General features: G+C 64.6%; 15 protein-coding genes and 1 pseudogene. 13 read left to right on the top strand and 3 right to left on the bottom strand.

Annotation, left to right across the window (positions count from 1 at the left end; translation table 11 throughout):
* The first annotated feature begins 64 nt into the window (after nucleotides 1-64).
* The 12 genes from ACN5W5_RS06780 to ACN5W5_RS06725 all read left to right on the top strand — a co-directional run bounded on the left by ACN5W5_RS06780 (nucleotide 65) and on the right by ACN5W5_RS06725 (nucleotide 14,277).
* Nucleotides 65-742 (top strand): TRAP transporter small permease, encoded by a 678-nt coding sequence (locus ACN5W5_RS06780; protein ID WP_420047789.1) that lies wholly within the window; start codon nucleotides 65-67, stop codon nucleotides 740-742.
* Entirely contained in the window at nucleotides 739-2,022 is a 1,284-nt protein-coding gene (locus tag ACN5W5_RS06775) for a TRAP transporter large permease (RefSeq protein ID WP_420047788.1), read from the top strand. Before ACN5W5_RS06780 ends, ACN5W5_RS06775 begins: the two co-directional genes overlap by 4 nt.
* Nucleotides 2,023-2,089: 67 nt before the next feature.
* Nucleotides 2,090-2,935 (top strand): FAS1-like dehydratase domain-containing protein, encoded by an 846-nt coding sequence (locus tag ACN5W5_RS06770; RefSeq protein ID WP_420047787.1) that lies wholly within the window; start codon nucleotides 2,090-2,092, stop codon nucleotides 2,933-2,935.
* 18 nt (nucleotides 2,936-2,953) lie between these two features.
* Entirely contained in the window at nucleotides 2,954-4,084 is a 1,131-nt protein-coding gene (locus ACN5W5_RS06765; RefSeq protein WP_420047786.1) for an alpha/beta hydrolase, read from the top strand.
* Nucleotides 4,085-4,134: 50 nt separating this feature from the next.
* Complete coding sequence (locus ACN5W5_RS06760; protein WP_420047785.1) at nucleotides 4,135-5,316, top strand: CaiB/BaiF CoA transferase family protein; 1,182 nt, start codon at nucleotides 4,135-4,137, stop codon at nucleotides 5,314-5,316.
* The gene (locus ACN5W5_RS06755; RefSeq protein ID WP_420047784.1) at nucleotides 5,313-6,137 is read left to right on the top strand and encodes an HpcH/HpaI aldolase/citrate lyase family protein; all 825 of its coding nucleotides are present in this window, start codon (nucleotides 5,313-5,315) and stop codon (nucleotides 6,135-6,137) included. Before ACN5W5_RS06760 ends, ACN5W5_RS06755 begins: the two co-directional genes overlap by 4 nt.
* Before the next feature lie 36 nt (nucleotides 6,138-6,173).
* On the top strand, nucleotides 6,174-7,526 hold the full coding sequence (locus ACN5W5_RS06750; RefSeq protein ID WP_420047783.1) for a class-II fumarase/aspartase family protein: 1,353 nt from the start codon (nucleotides 6,174-6,176) through the stop codon (nucleotides 7,524-7,526).
* Nucleotides 7,527-7,532: 6 nt separating this feature from the next.
* Nucleotides 7,533-8,969 (top strand): FAD-dependent tricarballylate dehydrogenase TcuA, encoded by a 1,437-nt coding sequence (gene tcuA / locus ACN5W5_RS06745; protein ID WP_420047782.1) that lies wholly within the window; start codon nucleotides 7,533-7,535, stop codon nucleotides 8,967-8,969.
* On the top strand, nucleotides 8,956-10,125 hold the full coding sequence (gene tcuB / locus ACN5W5_RS06740; protein ID WP_420047781.1) for a tricarballylate utilization 4Fe-4S protein TcuB: 1,170 nt from the start codon (nucleotides 8,956-8,958) through the stop codon (nucleotides 10,123-10,125). The genes tcuA and tcuB overlap by 14 nt, the downstream gene beginning before the upstream one ends.
* A 9-nt stretch (nucleotides 10,126-10,134) precedes the next feature.
* Complete coding sequence (locus ACN5W5_RS06735; protein WP_420047780.1) at nucleotides 10,135-11,097, top strand: LysR substrate-binding domain-containing protein; 963 nt, start codon at nucleotides 10,135-10,137, stop codon at nucleotides 11,095-11,097.
* A 134-nt stretch (nucleotides 11,098-11,231) separates the two neighbouring features.
* Nucleotides 11,232-12,152 (top strand): porin, encoded by a 921-nt coding sequence (locus ACN5W5_RS06730; RefSeq protein ID WP_420047779.1) that lies wholly within the window; start codon nucleotides 11,232-11,234, stop codon nucleotides 12,150-12,152.
* A 94-nt stretch (nucleotides 12,153-12,246) separates the two neighbouring features.
* Complete coding sequence (locus ACN5W5_RS06725) at nucleotides 12,247-14,277, top strand: 4-oxalomesaconate tautomerase (protein WP_420047778.1); 2,031 nt, start codon at nucleotides 12,247-12,249, stop codon at nucleotides 14,275-14,277.
* Nucleotides 14,278-14,340: 63 nt separating this feature from the next.
* Here the strand turns inward: ACN5W5_RS06725 and ACN5W5_RS06720 are convergent, their stop codons facing one another.
* On the bottom strand, nucleotides 14,341-14,460 hold the full coding sequence (locus ACN5W5_RS06720; RefSeq protein WP_420047777.1) for an integrase core domain-containing protein: 120 nt from the start codon (nucleotides 14,458-14,460) through the stop codon (nucleotides 14,341-14,343).
* Nucleotides 14,461-14,573: 113 nt separating this feature from the next.
* Between ACN5W5_RS06720 and ACN5W5_RS06715 the strand changes: the two are divergent.
* Nucleotides 14,574-14,927: pseudogene (locus tag ACN5W5_RS06715) on the top strand (integrase core domain-containing protein); the annotation flags it as partial.
* Between the two features lie 77 nt (nucleotides 14,928-15,004).
* On the opposite strand, the gene ACN5W5_RS06710 reads toward ACN5W5_RS06715, so the two are convergent.
* Together ACN5W5_RS06710 and ACN5W5_RS06705 are read right to left on the bottom strand one after the other, a co-directional pair.
* Complete coding sequence (locus ACN5W5_RS06710; protein ID WP_420047776.1) at nucleotides 15,005-15,397, bottom strand: RidA family protein; 393 nt, start codon at nucleotides 15,395-15,397, stop codon at nucleotides 15,005-15,007.
* Nucleotides 15,398-15,446: 49 nt separating this feature from the next.
* Entirely contained in the window at nucleotides 15,447-17,099 is a 1,653-nt protein-coding gene (locus ACN5W5_RS06705) for an AMP-binding protein (protein WP_420047775.1), read from the bottom strand.
* Nucleotides 17,100-17,212 lie beyond the last annotated feature (113 nt).

Genomic DNA, 17,212 nt, shown 5'->3' with positions numbered 1-17,212 from the left:
CCGGAGTGGTGCTCGACACCGCTCCGTGCGCTCGGACCCCGATTCCCGCAACTGAGGCAGCACCATGAAGTATCTCGATGCGCTCGAGGAGTGGATCATCACGCTCCTGATAGGCGCCGCCACTGTGATCACCTTTCTGGCAGTGATTCACCGTTACGGCTCTGGCGTCCCGATCCCGCTCCTGCAGGACTGGCTGATTTCCATCAACATGGCATGGGCTCAGGAGCTGACCATCATCATGTTCGTCTGGATGGCCAAGTTCGGCGCGGCCTACGGCGTGCGCACCGGCATCCATGTGGGCGTCGACGTGCTGATCAACAAGCTGTCACCGAAGAACCGCTTCAAGTTCATCATCTTCGGGCTTCTGGCAGGGGCTCTGTTCACCGGCATCATCGCGACGCTGGGCGGACGCTTCGTGTGGGAAAACGGCGCGCACTACGGCGTCTTCAATTTCCTCGGCATGAACACGGACGGGATTCTGGAAGGCCCCACCACCGTCGACCTGGAATGGCCCACCTGGACGGTGTACGCCGCCATCCCGCTGGGCAGCAGCCTGATGTGCTTCCGCTTCCTGCAGGTCTGCTGGAGCTTCATCAAAACCGGTGAGTTGCCTCATCACGACGAGGGCCATGTGGACGGCATGGATGCCGAAAGCGGTGATTGGGGCGTTTCCCCCGACCCGAGCCCCGTGCATCCGCTGGACATGCGTGACGCGAACAAAGGCCAAGGAGACCGCTCATGAATCCCGCCATCATCTTTGTCTTGCTGGCGGTCTTGATGATCACCGGCATGCCGATCTCCATCTCGCTCGGCCTGACCGTACTGACGTTCCTCTTCGCGTTCACCACGGTTCCGATTGAAAGCGTGGCGCTGAAGCTGTTCACCGGCATCGAGAAGTTCGAGATCATGGCGATCCCGTTCTTCATCCTGGCGGGCAACTTCCTGACCCATGGCGGCGTGGCCAAACGCATGATCAAGTTCGCCACGTCGATGGTGGGCCATTTCCCCGGCGGGCTGGGTTTGAGTGCCGTGGTGGCGTGCTCCCTGTTTGCCGCCGTGTCAGGCTCCAGCCCGGCCACGGTGGTGGCCATCGGCTCCATTCTGATGCCGGCCATGGTCAAGGCGGGCTACCCCGTCAAATACGGCGCGGGCATCGTGGCGTCGGCCGGGGGCCTGGGCATCCTGATTCCGCCGTCGATCGCGATGGTGATGTACGCGGTGTCCACCAACAGCTCCATTGGCGCCCTGTTCATGGCCGGTGTGGTTCCTGGCCTGGTGTTGGCCGGCATGCTGCTGGGGACCACCTGGTGGATCGCCAGACGCAACAACTACCCCCGTGCGAGACGGGCGAGCTGGGGTGAGCGCTGGACCGCGTTCCGCGAATCGGTCTGGGGCCTGATGCTCATCGTCATCGTGATGGGCGGCATCTACTCCGGTATCTTCACCGCCACCGAAGCGGCCGCCATGAGTGCCGTGTACGCCTTCGTCATCGCCAACTTCGTCTACAAGGACCTGCGCCTGTCGGATCTCAAGCGGGTGCTGCTGTCTTCCGCGAACCTGAGCGCGATGCTGCTCTACATCATCACCAACGCGGTGTTGTTCTCCTTCCTGCTCACCAGCGAGCAGGTGCCGCAATCGATGTCGCAATGGATGATTGAAACCGGCCTGGGCCAGATCGGCTTCCTGTTGCTGGCCAACGTGATCTTGCTGATTGCCGGCAACTTCATGGAGCCCGCTTCGATCATCCTGATCTTCGCGCCCATCCTGTTCCCCATCGCCACCAGCCTGGGCATCGACCCGGTGCACTTCGGCATCATCATCACGGTGAACATGGAGATCGGCATGATCACGCCGCCCGTGGGTCTGAACCTTTACGTTGCCAGCGGCATCAGCAAGCTGGGCCTGACCGACATGAGCAAGGCTGTGGGTCCCTGGCTGCTGACCATGCTGGTGTTCCTGATGATCATCACCTTCTGGCCTTCCTTGTCGCTTTGGTTGCCCAAGGCGCTGGGCATGATGTAAATCCGCGCGCGCGCCTGGCTGCGCCAGCGGCCAGGTTCGATGCCAGTCTTTTCCAAAAGGAACTTGCATGAACCTCCAGGAATGGGTGGGTCGCACGGAAACCGTGTCCGACATCGCCACCGCCACGCCCTATGCCGCCTTGTCGGCCACGTTTGACCGGCCTTCCGAGCGCCCGGCACCGGGCACACCGCTGCCTGCGCTGTGGCATTGGCTGTATTTCCTGCCCTTGCACCGCCAGTCGGAAATCGGTCCGGATGGCCATGCCAAGCGCGGTGGCTTCCTGCCCCCGGTGCCGCTGCCGCGCCGCATGTGGGCTGGCAGCCAGTTCCAGTTTCACCAGCCTTTGCGCATCGGCGACGCCATGACGCGCACCTCGACCATCGAGAGTGTGTCGGAGAAATCCGGCCGCACCGGCCCGCTGGTGTTCGTGAAGGTGCGGCACGAGGTACGCGTCGACGATCAGAAGGATGTGGCGCTCACCGAGTTTCACGACATCGTGTACCGCGAAGCCGCGCGTCCTGACGACGTGGCGCCGCCACCCAAGGCTGCTCCGGCCAGTTCGGCATGGGAAAAGAAATGGGTGCCCGACGACGTGCTGCTGTTCCGCTATTCGGCGCTCACCTTCAACGGCCACCGCATCCACTACGACCGCAAATACGTCACCGAGGTCGAAGGCTATCCCGGCCTGATCGTGCACGGACCGATGGTGGCCACCCTGTTGCTGGATCTGTTGCGCCACCAGATGCCCGATGCCGAACTGGCGAGCTACGAGTTCCGCGCCGTGCGCCCCGTGTTCGACATCAACCACTTTTCCGTCTGCGGTGAGCCGCAGCCCGATGGCAAAACCGTGCGCCTCTGGGCCAAGGACCACGAAGGCTGGCTGACGATGGAAGCCACGGCCACCTTGCGGTAACCACTTGAGGAGCCATTCATGAAAACCATCCCGCAAACCTCCTCCGTCCTTGCCTTGTCCGCCATGGCGCTGTTGGCTGGCTGTGCGGCGACGGCGCCCAAGGACCTCCAGACGAGTCCGTCCAAAAGATCATTTTTCTATGTCGGAGGCACGTACGCCGGGACGCCAGGCAAGGAAATCATGCAGGGCCAGATGTATGTGGAAAAGCTGGTGCCAGAAAAGGTCAAACAGCCGTTCCCTCTGGTGTTGATTCATGGCGCGGCGCAAACGGCAACCGGTTGGATGATGACGCCCGACGGGCGCATGGGGTGGGCCGACTACTTTCTGAACCAAGGCTATGTCGTCTACATGGTCGATCAGCCAGCGCGGGGAAGGTCGGCGTGGCATCCGGATGTGAACGGCAAGTTGCGGATGTACACGGCACCACAACTTGAGACACTGTTCACCGCCTCGGCCCAACTCGGCAAATGGCCGCAGGCCAAGTTGCACACGCAATGGCCAGGCACAGGCCGTCGTGGCGACCCTGTTTTTGACGCGTTTTACGCCACGCAAGTGGAGTCCCTGGCCAGCGATGTCGAGACACAGGAGCTGACCCAGAAGGCTGGCGCGGCGCTCCTGGACAAGATCGGCCCGGCCGTGCTGCTGACCCACTCGCAATCGGGGCTCTTGGGCTGGGTGATTGCCGAGAGCCGTCCGAAGCTGGTGAAAGGCATTGTCGCCGTCGAGCCATCCGGCCCTCCGTTTCACAACAGTTCCGCGACCAATCCCAAGGCCAGGGCCTGGGGTGTGACGGACATACCGGTGACGTATGCGCCTCCCGTCACCGATCCAGACCAGATCCAGACAGCCGTTCAGGCCGCACCCGATGGTGAGGGATTGATTGCCTGCACCTTGCAGGCGGAGCCCGCAAGAAAACTGGTCAACTTTCAGAACATTCCGGTGCTGGTGACCGTCTCGGAGAGCTCCTACCACGCGCCCTACGACCACTGTACGGCGAGCTATCTGCGTCAAGCGGGGGTGTCTGTGGACTTCATCCGGATGCAGGAACGTGGTCTTCGTGGCAACGGCCACATGTCCATGCTGGAAAAAAACAACCTTCAGGTGGCCGAGTTTCTGCACGACTGGGTTCGCAACCATGTGAAACCCTGAGACACCCATTCGCTGATTGAATTTTTACCCTCCGACCCGGACAGGCACTTATGAGACCGCTTGAAGGCATCACCGTCGTCACCCTCGAACACGCCATCGCCGCGCCGTTCGCCACCCGTCAACTGGCCGATCTGGGCGCGCGCGTGATCAAGATCGAGCGGCCGGGCGTGGGCGATTTTGCGCGCGGTTACGACACCCGCGTGCGCGGTATCGCCTCGCACTTCGTCTGGACCAACCGCAGCAAGGAAAGCCTGACGCTGGACGTCAAACACCCCGAGGCACAGGCCATCCTCAAGCGCATCATCGAAGAGGATGCCGATGTGGTGGTGCAGAACCTGGCACCCGGCGCAGCCGCGCGGCTGGGTCTGTCCTACGAGGCCTTGAGTCAGGTCAAGCCGGGCATCATCGTTTGCGACATCTCGGGCTACGGCGACAGCGGGCCTTACCGCGACAAGAAGGCCTACGACCTGTTGATCCAGAGCGAAGCCGGGTTCGTGTCGGTCACCGGTACCGAGGACACGCCGTCCAAGGCCGGTCCGTCGATCGCCGACATCGCCGCCGGCATGTACGCCTACACCAACATCCTGGCCGCGCTGATGCACCGCCAGAAAACCGGCGAAGGCCAGCGCATCGACGTGTCCATGCTGGAGTCGCTGACCGAGTGGATGGGCTACCCGCTGTACTACAGCTTCGAAGGTGCCGCGCCGCCCAAACGCACCGGCGCGAGCCACGCCACGATCTATCCCTATGGTCCCTTCCCGGCGGGCGACGGCAAGACGGTGATGCTCGGTCTGCAAAACGAGCGGGAATGGAAGGCCTTCTGCGGGCAGGTCTTGCAGCAACCGGCTTTGGCCAGCGAAGAGCGCTATGCCAGCAACCCCAAGCGGGTGGCGAACCGCGCCGATCTGTACGAAACCATTGTTCAGGCTTTTGCCACGCTGACCGCTGACGAGGTGGTGCAACGCCTGGAGGCCGCCCAGATTGCCAATGCCCAGGTCAACACCATGGCCGAAGTCTGGGCGCACCCGCAGTTGAAGGCGCGCGAGCGCTGGACCGAGGTGGCCACATCCGTCGGTACCGTGCCCGCGCTGTTGCCGCCCGGGTCCTGGAGCAAGGGCGCGCCGCGCATGGATGCCGTGCCTGCACTCGGGCAGCACACCGATGCCATCCTGGCGGGCCTGGGCTACAGCGTCGAACAGATTCAGGGCCTGCGGGCCGAGGGCGCGGTGTGACGACCCTGACCACCTACCTCTTTGTGCCAGGCAACCGGCCTGAGCGGTTCGGCAAAGCCGCCGCCAGCGGTGCCGACCGGGTCATCCTCGACCTGGAAGATGCTGTGGCCCCGGCCGACAAAGCCATGGCCCGAGAGGCCGTGGCCCATTGGTTGGCCGCCCTGGACGACAGCGCGCGCGCCAAGGTGGTGGTGCGCATCAACGATGCCTTGAGCCCCTGGCACGCCGAAGACCTGCAATGGCTGCGCGCCATCGCGGTGGGCGAGGTGATGCTGTCCAAATGCGAGTCGGCTGAGCAGGTCGCTGCGGTTCTTTGGCACCTCGATGCTGGCGCTCAGGTATTGCCTCTGATCGAGACCGTTCGCGGGGTATTGGCCTTGCACGAGATTGCGACAGCGGCGCAGGTGTCGCGCCTGGCTTTTGGCGCCATCGACTACATGCTCGATCTGGATGTGCCGGGCCCGGGTTTTGCGCTCGATGCCGCAGCCACCGCCATTGCCATGGCATCGCGCGCGGCCGAACTGCCGCTGCCGGTCGCCGGAGTCACCGCAGAACTCGACGCCGAACGCGTGAAAGCGGACACCGCACAGGCGCGCGCCCTGGGCTTCGGCGCCAAGCTGTGCATCCATCCCAATCAGCTGAGCGCGGTGCGCGAGGCTCTGATGCCCGAAGCCAGCGCCATCGCCTGGGCCTCCCGGGTGCTCGCGGCATGGCGGGCATCCAACGGCTCCGGTGCCGTGCAGGTCGACGGAAAGATGGTGGACAAACCCGTTGTCCTGCGGGCCCAGCGCATCCTGACTTCGGCCGGCTTGCAGCCCTGAATCTTCCCCCCATTGCCTTTCCTCTGAGGAGTTCCCATGGCAGCCACGATCATTGATTCCCGCATCTTCGGCGACATCTTCAGCGATGCGCGCATGCGCCACGTGTGGTCCGACGAAAACCGCACCGCCAAGTACCTCGACATCGAGCGCGCCCTGGCCAAGGTCCAGGGCGAGCTCGGCATCATTCCGCAGGAAGCGGCGGACGAGATCGTGAAGCACTGCGAGCTGTCCATGATCGACTGGGACAAGCTCAAGGCCAAGACCGAGCAGATCGGCTACCCCATCATCGCGGTGGTCAACCAGATCAATGCCAACTGCCGCGACCGGCTCGGTGAGTACTGCCATTGGGGCGCCACCACGCAGGACATCACCGACACCGCCGCCGTGCTGCAGATGCGCGAAGGCCTGGCGTTGGTGGAGGAAGATCTCGACGCGATTGGTAACGCGCTCGCATCTCTGGCCCGGAAGTACCGCGATACACCTGTCATCGGCCGCTCCAACCTGCAGCAGGCCACGCCCATCACCTTTGGCTACAAGATGGCCAGCATCCTGGCTGGCATCGACCGCCACCGCGAGCGCCTGCAGCAACTGAAGGCCCGTGTGCTGATGGGGGAGTTCGGTGGCGCCTCGGGCACCTTGTCTTCCTTGGAGAAAGGCGCCATGGAAACCCAGGCGGCCCTGATGAAGGAGCTGGGGCTGGCACAGCCCCTCATCTCCTGGCACACCGTGCGCGACACCATCGCCGAAGTGGGCGCCTTCCTGGGGCTGGTGGGTGGATCGCTGGGCAAGATCGCGATGGACGTGAAGCTCATGATGCAGACCGAAGTGGGCGAGGTGTTCGAGCCCTACGCGCCCGGTCGCGGTTCGTCCAGCACCATGCCGCAAAAGCGCAACCCGATTTCCTGCCTCTACATCCACGCCAACATCTCGGTCGCCAGGCAGCACGCCGCCGCCCTGATGGACGCGATGGTGGCCGACCACGAGCGCTCCACCGGCCCGTGGGAAATCGAATGGATTGCCTTGCCGGAAATCTTCTGCCACATGTCGGGGGCGCTCAAGCAGAGCCGCTTTGTGCTGGAAGGCCTTGAAGTGGATGCGGTCCGCATGCGCGCCAACATGGACATCACCAATGGCCTGGTGATGTCAGAAGCCGTGATGATGGGCCTGGGCCCTTACCTCGGGCGCGAATATGCGCACGATCTGGTGTACGACCTGTGCCGTCAGGCGCTGAGCGAAAACCGTCCGCTGATCGACATCCTGGAAGCCCACCCCGAGATCAACAAGCATGTGGGCCGTGCCGAACTGGAAGCCATGTGCAACCCGGAGAAGCATGTCGGGCAGGCGGGCGTGATGGTGGACCGTGTCCTGGCGGCACGCCTGGTGAGCTGAAACGCGATGCCGTCACTGCATGCGAACCCCAACGTGGACGTGCTGGTGATCGGCGGCGGCAATGCGGCCCTGTGCGCGGCCCTGATGGCGCGTGAGGCCGGGGCCAGCGTGCTGCTGCTCGAAGCCGCTCCACGCGAGTGGCGCGGTGGCAACTCGGCCCACACCCGCAACCTGCGCTGCATGCACGACGCGCCCCAGGACGTGCTCGTGGACGCTTACCCCGAAGAAGAGTTCTGGCAAGACCTGCTCAAGGTCACCGGCGGCCTGACCAATGAAGCGCTGGCGCGCCGCGTGATCCGCGCATCCAGCACCTGCAGGCCCTGGATGCGCAGCCACGGTGTGCACTTCCAGCCCTCGTTGTCGGGTGCGCTGCACACTGCACGCACCAACGCCTTTTTCATGGGCGGTGGCAAAGCGCTGATGAACGCCTATTTCCGCAGTGCCGAGCGCCTGGGGGTGCGGATACGTTATGAGGCACCGGTGGACCGGCTGGAGTTGCGCGACGGGCATTTTGTCGCCGCGTACGTCGGCGCTGAGCGCATCACCGCACGCAGTTGCGTGCTGGCCGCCGGGGGCTTCGAGTCCAACCGCGACTGGTTGCGTGAAGCCTGGGGCACCAACGAGCGTGGCGAAACCCCGTCCGACAATTTCCTGATCCGTGGCACCCGCTTCAACCAGGGCGTGCTGCTGCGCCATTTGCTTGACCACCACGGAGCCGATGCGATCGGAGACCCGACCCAGGCGCACATGGTCGCCATCGACGCGCGCGCGCCACTCTACGACGGTGGCATCTGCACCCGCATCGACTGCGTCTCGCTGGGCGTGGTGCTCAACCGCGATGCGCTTCGCTTTTACGACGAGGGCGAAGACTTCTGGCCCAAGCGCTATGCGATCTGGGGCCGCCTGGTGGCGCAGCAGCCGGGCCAAGTCGGCTATTCCATCATCGACGCCAAGGCCGTGGGCCGCTTCATGCCACCGGTGTTTCCCGGTGTGAAGGCCAACACCCTGCCCGATCTGGCCGACCAGTTGGGGTTGGACCGCGACACTTTCATGCAGACATTGAACGACTACAACAACGCCTGCCGTCCCGGGAACTTCAACCATACCGCGCTGGACGATTGCCACACCGAAGACCTCATACCCGCGAAAACCCACTGGGCCCGCCCCATCGACACCGCTCCGTTCTACGCCTACGCGCTCAAGCCGGGGGTGACCTTCACCTACCTGGGTCTGAAGACCGATGAGTCTGCCGCCGTGCGGTTCGGTGGCGTGCCCAGTCCCAATCTGTTCGTGGCAGGCGAGATGATGGCCGGCAACGTGCTGGGCAAGGGCTACACCGCCGGGGTTGGCATGTCCATTGGCACCGCCTTCGGCCGCATTGCCGGCGCTGGGGCCGCCCGCGCGGCGCTGGGTCAGGAGGAGGGCGGTCATGTCGTCGCTTGATTCGCTGGTGCAAGACGCGCGGGCGCTCGCTGGCGGCGCGGACGGTTCGTCCACCGCGGTGGATGAGGCGAAGCGGCAGATGGCCATCTGCAACGCCTGCCGCTACTGCGAAGGCTTTTGCGCGGTGTTCCCGGCCATGACGCGCCGCCTCGAATTCGGCGCGGCCGATATCCACTACCTGGCCAATCTGTGCCACAACTGCGGCGCTTGTCTGCATGCCTGCCAGTACGCCCCGCCACACGAGTTCGTGGTCAATGTGCCGCAGGCCATGGCGCAGGTGCGTGGCGAAACCTATGTGACCTACGCCTGGCCACGGTCGATGGGTGCACTCTATGAACGCAATGGTCTGACCGTCTCGATCGCGCTGGCCGGCGGACTGGCGCTGTTCCTGGTGCTGGCCCTGGCACAGAACGGCACCTTGTGGGGGGGCCTGAGTGGAAATTTCTACCACCTGTTTCCGCACAACCTGCTGGTGCTGATGTTCGCGCCCGTGTTTCTCTGGGCGGTACTGGCTCTGGGCGTTGGCGTCATGCGCTTCCTGCGCGATGTGTCACCCGCGACAACGGGTCTGCCTGTGACCGGTGGTGACGCGGCACAGGCCGCGCACGATGTGCTGAGGCTCAAGTACCTGGATGGCGGCCACGGAGAGGGGTGCCACAACGAGGACGACGCCTACTCGCTGTCGCGTCGGCGTGCCCACCACCTCACCTTCTACGGTTTCATGCTGTGTTTTGCCGCCACCAGCCTGGCCACGGTGTACCACTACGTCTTTGGCTGGGAAGCACCTTACGACCTGCCCAGTCTGCCCAAGCTCCTGGGCGTGCTGGGCGGGTTGAGTCTGCTGTTGGGCTCGGCGGGGCTGTTTCGTCTGAAGTGGACACGCCACCCGCAGCACGGCGATGTGGCGCAGAAGCCCATGGACTATGGCTTCATCGCCTTGCTGTTCCTGACCAGTGCGACGGGCCTGCTGCTGTGGCTCGCGCGTGGAACCGAAGCGTTGGCCCTGCTGCTCGCCTTGCACCTGGGCGTCGTGATGGCGCTGTTTGCGACCTTGCCCTACGGCAAGTTCGCGCACGGCATCTTCCGCAGCGCCGCGTTGCTGCGCTACGCCGTGGAAAAACGCCAGCCCAGTTCCCTGGCGCTTGGTGACGAATGAGGTGATCGAGTGACCACTGGCCTGAACGGACGCGTTGACCCGGTCAGCTTGCGCCTGTTCGTGACCGTGTGTGATCAGGGGACCATCGCGGCGGCGGCCGAACGGGAGTGCATCACGGCTTCGGCCATCAGCAAACGCGTGGCCGAGATGGAGTATTGGGTCGGCACTCCGCTGCTGCATCGGGGGCAGCGCGGCGTGCAGCCCACCGCCGCCGGTATCGCGCTGCTGCGCCATGCGCGACAGATTCTGCGCAGCATGCGCGAACTGCAGGCGGAGCTCTCCGACTACAGCGATGGTCTGCGTGGTCATGTGCGCCTGCTGGTCAACATGTCGTCCATGGCCGAATTCGTGCCCGAAGAAATCCAGGCGTTTGCGAAGGCGAATCCCGACATCGCGATCAGCCTGGAAGAGCGGCGCAGCGCGGACGTGGTGCGTGGCATCGAAGACGGTGCCGCAGACATCGGTATCAGCCGAGCCTTCATGGACACGCAGGGCCTGGAGACCTTCCCCTACCGCTACGACCACTTCGCGGTCGCCATGGACCCTGGGCATCCTCTGGCTCAGTTTCCGGAGCTGTGGTTCGAGCAGACCCTGCAGTACGACCGCATCGGCCTCACCAGCGATCCACAACAGGGCGACTCCATGCAGGTCCTGATGCAGAAGAAGGCGGCTGCGCAGGGTTGCGATCCGAGCTGCCGCATCCAGGTCGCGAGCTATTACGCGGCCCTGCGGTTGTTGAGAGGGTCTCACGCGGTGTCGATACTGCCCATCGAGGCGGCGCGTAACCATGCGCGCGAGTTGGGGGTGCATCTGGTTCCCTTGAGCGATGCCTGGGCACAGCAGCAGTTCGTGATCTGCGTTCGATCCGCTGAAACCTTGTCACTTCCAGCGCGCAAGTTGCTGGCCCATCTGCTGGAGCGCACATCAAACAGTCCCGCCGAGCGGCAAGTGAGTTGCCTTCTTGAAAAGTGATGGACTCCGTGCCGAATGATTGCTTTTCAGCTCCGTCACCCATGCCCAGAATCCAGCCGGGCAGCGGCCTCATCTCGGTGCCTGCTGCGCCAGCTTTTGACTTTCATCCCTTTTGTTCCGGAGACATCGACACCATGAAAACAACCTCCCACTCCCTCATCGCCATCACCGCGCTGGCCTTTGCGGGCGCAGCCAGTGCCCAATCCTCCGTGACGCTCTACGGCGTTGCGGACATGGCGCTGGCGAAGGTCACAGGTCAGTCTTTGCGACTGGCAGGTGCGTCACCGCTGACCAACGGCAGCTCGCGCATCGGCTTTCGCGGAACCGAAGATCTGGGCGGCGGTCTGAATGCCTCGTTCAATTTCGAAGCTCAGGTCAATCCCGAAACCGGCGCGGCCTCAGATCCCTTCTTCGGTCGTGCGGCCAACCTGACGCTCAGCGGTGGTTTTGGATCGGTGTTGTTGGGGCGAACCCTGAGTCCGAGCTTTCGGGCCGTCACCGCATGGGAGTTGACCGGTGCCGCCAACTACAACCCCGTGAGCAGCCAGTTCTCTTATGTGGGTGTCAACTCCCGCAACAACAGCCAGATCACCTACACCACGCCCAGCTTCGGCGGCGTGACCGCGACCGTCGCGCACGTGCTCAAGGGCAACAACGCTGACGATGTTTCCAAGACCGAGTTCAACGTCATCTACCGTGGCGGTCCGCTGTCGGCCAGCCTGGCGTACAACAAGCTGAGCGACAAGGACGCCAACCACATGGTGGGCGCCGCCTACAACTTTGGAGCGGCCCGTGTCGCGGCGAGCTACCAGGACGCGACGGGTGCCGGGCGTGGCAAAGGTTTCACTCTGGGTACTTCCATCCCGGCCGGCCCGGTCAACTTCATTGTGGATGTGGCGCGGGACACGGAGAACAAGGACACCGATCTGTTGCTGGAGGCACGCTACCCGCTCTCCAAGCGCACCTTCCTGTACGCCGCACATGCACGCAACGGCAAGGGCAAAGCCGAGACCGATGTCAACTCGACACTGATCGGCATGCGCCACAACTTCTGATCCATCCGTTGTTCCAAGGTTTTTGGGCCGCCTTCGGGCGGCCTTTTTCGGTTGACCACGTTGCGCTGACGTCGTTCCAAAAGTAGAGTGAGCCATGAAGCTGTCCATTCCCTGTGTTCTCATGCGTGCAGGCACTTCACGCGGCCCTTTCTTCCTGCGCGACTGGCTGCCTGAAGGTGACGAGGCGCGCGACCAGGCGCTGATCGGCGCCATTGGTGCGTCGGACCCGCTGCAGCTCGACGGCCTGGGTGGTGGCAGCACGCTCAACAGCAAGGTGGCCATCGTTTCGCGCTCCACCCGACCCGATTGCGATCTCGACTACCTGTTCGCCCAGGTGGGTGTGGGGCACCAGTCGGTGGACACCCGGCCCAACTGCGGCAACATGCTCTCGGGCGTGGCCCCGTTTGCGATCGAGCAAGGGCTGATCCCGGCGCAGGATGGCACCACCACCGTGCGCATCCACAACGTCAACACCGGCTCGCAGATCGAGGTGACCGTGTGCACGCCCGGCGGCAAGGTGACGTACGAAGGCGATGCACGCATCGACGGTGTGGCGGGCACCGCTGCGCCCGTGCTGCTGAATTTTCTGGATGCCTGGGGCGCGGTGACCGGGCAACTCTTTCCCACGGGACAGCGCATCGACACCATCGACGGCCTCGACGTGACCTGCATCGACGCGGCCATGCCCCTGATGATGTTGCGCGCCACCGACCTGGGGCTCACCGGCCGCGAGCGTCCGGCCGAGCTGGACGCCAACGCGGCGCTGCTGGCGCGCATCGAAGCGCTGCGCCTGCAAGCCGGGCTGCGCATGGGGCTGGGCGATGTGTCGGGCAGCGTGGTTCCCAAACCGGTGCTGGTCAGTGCCGGCGACGCGCCCAACAGCATCACCTCGCGCTATTTCACGCCCCACAAATGCCACGCTTCACACGCCGTCACCGGCGCCATCGGCGTGGCGACGGCCTTTGCCTTGCCCGGTACCGTGGCCAGTGGCGTGGCGCGTTCGCCCGGGCGCCATCCGCTGGTGGTGCTGCATCCGGCCGGACAGATCGATGTGGAGGTGGAGCTGGACGGTGTGGGCGATGCCGCCACCGTGCAGAGTGCAGCCTTGGTGCGCACGGCGCGCAAGATCATGCAAGGCATGTTGCATCTGCCGGGCTATGTGTTTCCGCCCGCGCCCGCCACGAACGACGCCGTGCCCGGCGTGGTGGCCCAGCGCCAGTTCCCGCAACGCGAGGTGCACGTGATCGTGCCCACCAGTGCGGGCGGTGGCAACGACACCATGGCTCGAACCCTCATGCGCAAGCTCGGCCCGGTGCTCGGGCAGTCGGTGGTGGTGGACAACCGCGCCGGCGCCAATGGCAGCATCGCTTGCGAGTACGTGGCCGCGGCCCAACCCGACGGCCACACGCTGATGTTTGGCTATATCGCCACCCATGGCATCAACCCGGCGTTGCAAAAGTTGCGCTACGACCCGGTGGCCGACTTCGCGCCCATCGGCCTGATCGGTTATTCACCCACGCTGCTGGTGGTGCCGGCCACGCTGGGAGTGGACAGCGTTGAGGATCTGGTGCGTCTGCTGCGCGAGTCACCCGGTCGTATGAGCTATGCCTCGGCCGGTGAGGGCACGGTGCCGCATTTCGCCGCCGAACTGTTCCGCCTGCAGACCGGTTCCCAGTTGCAGCGGGTGGATTTTTCGGGCGCCGCTCCAGCCATCGCCGATGTGGCCAATGGCCTGGTGCAGGTGATGTTCCCCAGCCTGTTCACGGCCCAGCCCTATCTGCGCAGCGGGCGTCTGAAAGCGCTGGCGGTAGCCGGCCCGACACGCCTGCCCGCGCTGCCCGATGTGCCCACGCTGCTGGAAGCGGGCGTGTCGGGTGTCGAGATGACACAGTGGTACGCCTTGTTCGCGCCGGCCAAGACACCGCCTGCGGTGGTGCGGCAGCTGAACACCGCGCTCAATGGCGTGTTGAAGGACCCCGAGATCGTGGCGCGCATGGAGGCCGATGGCGCCCGGGTGCAAACCTCCACACCGGGCCAGCTGCACGACCTGCTGATGGCAGAGGGTGAGCGCTGGCAGGGCGTGGTGCGCCAGGCGGGTCTGCGACTCGATTTGAGCTTTGACTGAGCCTCGTCGGTTCATGCTGGGGGAATGGCCCGCAAGTGAAGTCCCCTTGAAAACCTGAGCCAGTCAGAAGTTGAGGTCGGGGAACTGTTTGACACGGTACCCGACCGGGGGGGATCGGCCGAGTGCTTCATGGGGACGATGGTGGTTGTAGCGGTGCAGCCAGTCGGCGGTCATGTTTCGCACCTCCCGCCATGGCAGGTTCAGCCTCAGTTAGCAGTAGAGGCGCCAGAGCACCGTCTTCGGCCCATGGCTTGCCTTGATGACGGGCACTGTCGTGCAGCAGGCCAAAGCCGTGCAATGATTTGCGCTGGTGCTCCGATGGGCTGGAGATCAAGTGCGACTCGGGTGAGACGGTGGCGACCACGTTCGCCAAGGATGGCGGTGACCGTGTAGGTATCGCCTGGCGTGCCTGGGAGGGCAAGGGCATGGCCGAGCGCTTCGTCAACACCTTCAAGCGCGACTGCGTGGCCCAGATGGACCGCAGCGACGCGGCCACCGTGTTGGCGCAGTTGCCTGCGGCCTTCGAGCACTTCAACGAGGTGCATCCGCACTCGTCGTGGAAAAAGCGATCACCCAGCGAGTTCAGGCGGCATCAAACCGCCCCGGCGCGCCAATCACCCATCAGGGGCACGGCGTTGCGCTGCGAATAGGACGGGTCCGGGAATACGGGGGAAAGATCATCGGAAGCCGCGCAGGCACGGGCTCTGCGGGCGGTACTCAAAAGGGATCAGTCCGGCAGCACCGCGGTCACTTCGATCTCGATCTTGGCCCGCTCTTCCACCAGAGCCTTCACTTCCACGCAGGTCATGGCCGGGAAATTTTTGCCCATCACTTCGCGGTACACGGTGCCCAGTTCACGCAGCCGGGTGTTGTACTCCTCCCGGTCGACGATGTACCAGGTCATGCGCACCATGTGTTCGGGGCCAGCGTCCGCGCAGGCAAGCACGGCGTGAATGTTCATCAGCGCCTGGCGGGTCTGGGCGATGAAGTCGTCGGACTCGAACACCTGTTCGGCATTCCAGCCGATTTGCCCGCCGACAAACACCAGCGTGCCGCGAGCCGCCACGCCGTTCGCGTATCCCTTGGGGGTGGCCCAGCCGGGCGGTTGAAGTCGTTTCATGGATGGTGGTTGAAGTCGTTGGGTTGATGGGATCTGGCCGTCGCCTTGTTCAGGCACGGGCTTCAGCGGCAAGCTTGCGCAGCGCGAACCGCTGCAACTTGCCCGTTTCGGTGCGCGGGAGCTGCGACACATAGAGCACGTCGCGGGGGTATTTGTAGGGTGCGAGTGTGTGCTTCACATGGTCCTGCAGTGCCTTGGTCTGCGCGGCGTCGCCGGTCTCGCCGGGCTTGAGCACCACGTAGGCCACGATCACCATGCCGCGTTCGTCATCGGGGCGCCCGACCACGCCACATTCGGCGACCGCGGGGTGTTGCAGCAAGGCGGCTTCAACCTCGGGGCCAGCCACGTTGTAGCCGGCGGTGATGATCATGTCGTCGGTGCGCGCCTGGTAGGTGAAATAACCGTCGGCGTCCTGGCTGAAGGCGTCGCCGGGGAAGTTCCAGCCGTCCTGCACGTATTGCGTCTGCCGCACATCGTCGAGGTAGCGGCAACCGGTCGGTCCTTTGACCGACAGCCGACCCACCTGGCCGCGGGGGACTTCCTGACCCGTCTCGTCCACGATCCGGGCTTCGTAGCCAGGCACGACCTGCCCAATGGCGCCCCGCCTGACGGCTTCCGGCGCAGAGGAAATGAAGATGTGGAACATCTCGGTGGCACCGATGCCGTCCAGCATCTCCAGACCACTGGCCTCTTTCCACAGCTGCCGTGTGGCGTCGGGCAGGCCCTCGCCGGCGCTCACGCTGAGGCGCAACCGCCCCACGCCATGCTGGCGGGCGAACGCTGCCATCTGGCGGTAGAAGGTGGGCGCGGTGTAGCAGATGGTGGCACCGACCCGGTTCATCAGCACCACCATCGCCTCGGGCGTGTAGGGGATGCTGGGGAAATAGACCGACGCGCCCGCGTACATGGGGAACACCAGCAGGCCACCCAGTCCAAAGGTGAAGGCCAGCGGGGGCGATCCCATGACGATGTCGTCGGGAGTGGCTCGCAAAACGTGGCGTGGCCAGGTTTCGCAGGCGGCGATCAGGTCGCGGTGGGTGTGCACGGCGGCCTTTGGCTTGCCGGTGGTGCCCGAGGTGAAGGCCAGCAGGGCGATGTCATCGCCGCTCGTTGGACAGGGCGGTGCGGCGTCGGCGGGCTGGTGGCGCGCCAGGGCTTCCAGTGAATCGGGCAGTACCACCGCCGCGTCGCCGGTGTTGAACACGCGCAGGGGCATGCCCGCGGTGTCGGGGTCGGCAGCGAGCGCGGCTTTGAGTTCGTCCTGCAGCTTCACATCGCACAGTGCGGCACTGGGACGCGCCTTGGCGATGACGGCCTGCAGTTCCACCGCGCGCAACAGGGGCATCGTGGCCACCGCGATGAGGCCGGACTGCACGACGGCGAGCCAGGCCAGCGCCATGGCGATGGAATTGCCACCGCGCAGCAGCACGCGGTTGCCGGGGATCAGCCCCAGATCGTGCGTCAGCACAAGGGCCATCCGGTTCACTTCGGCGCGGGCCTCGGCGTAGGTGAGCGTGCGTTCGTCGCTGCGAAACAGCGGTCGATGGGCATGCCCCTGGGCGAAGGCTCGGTCAAACAGGGTCTGTACCGCGTTGAGTTGCGCGGGCAGCTGCAACTCGGGCAGGTCGTAGCGCAGCTCCGGCCACTGTTCGGGTGGCGGCAGTCGGTCGTGAACGAATCGATCAGTTTGTGCAGATGGCATGTGGGTCTCCTGTACTCAGTCTGCATGCGCGACCGGCGCGACATGCCCAAACCCGGGAATGCCGCGGAACCGGCTTGGCCGGGCCGCTGGCATTGCCCCCTTGAAGGGGGTGC

The organism is Hydrogenophaga sp. ZJX-1, from assembly GCF_048590325.1.
GTDB lineage: Bacteria > Pseudomonadota > Gammaproteobacteria > Burkholderiales > Burkholderiaceae_C > Hydrogenophaga.
Note: the sequence above shows the minus strand (reverse complement) of the source record. Positions and strands in the feature narration are given on the sequence as shown.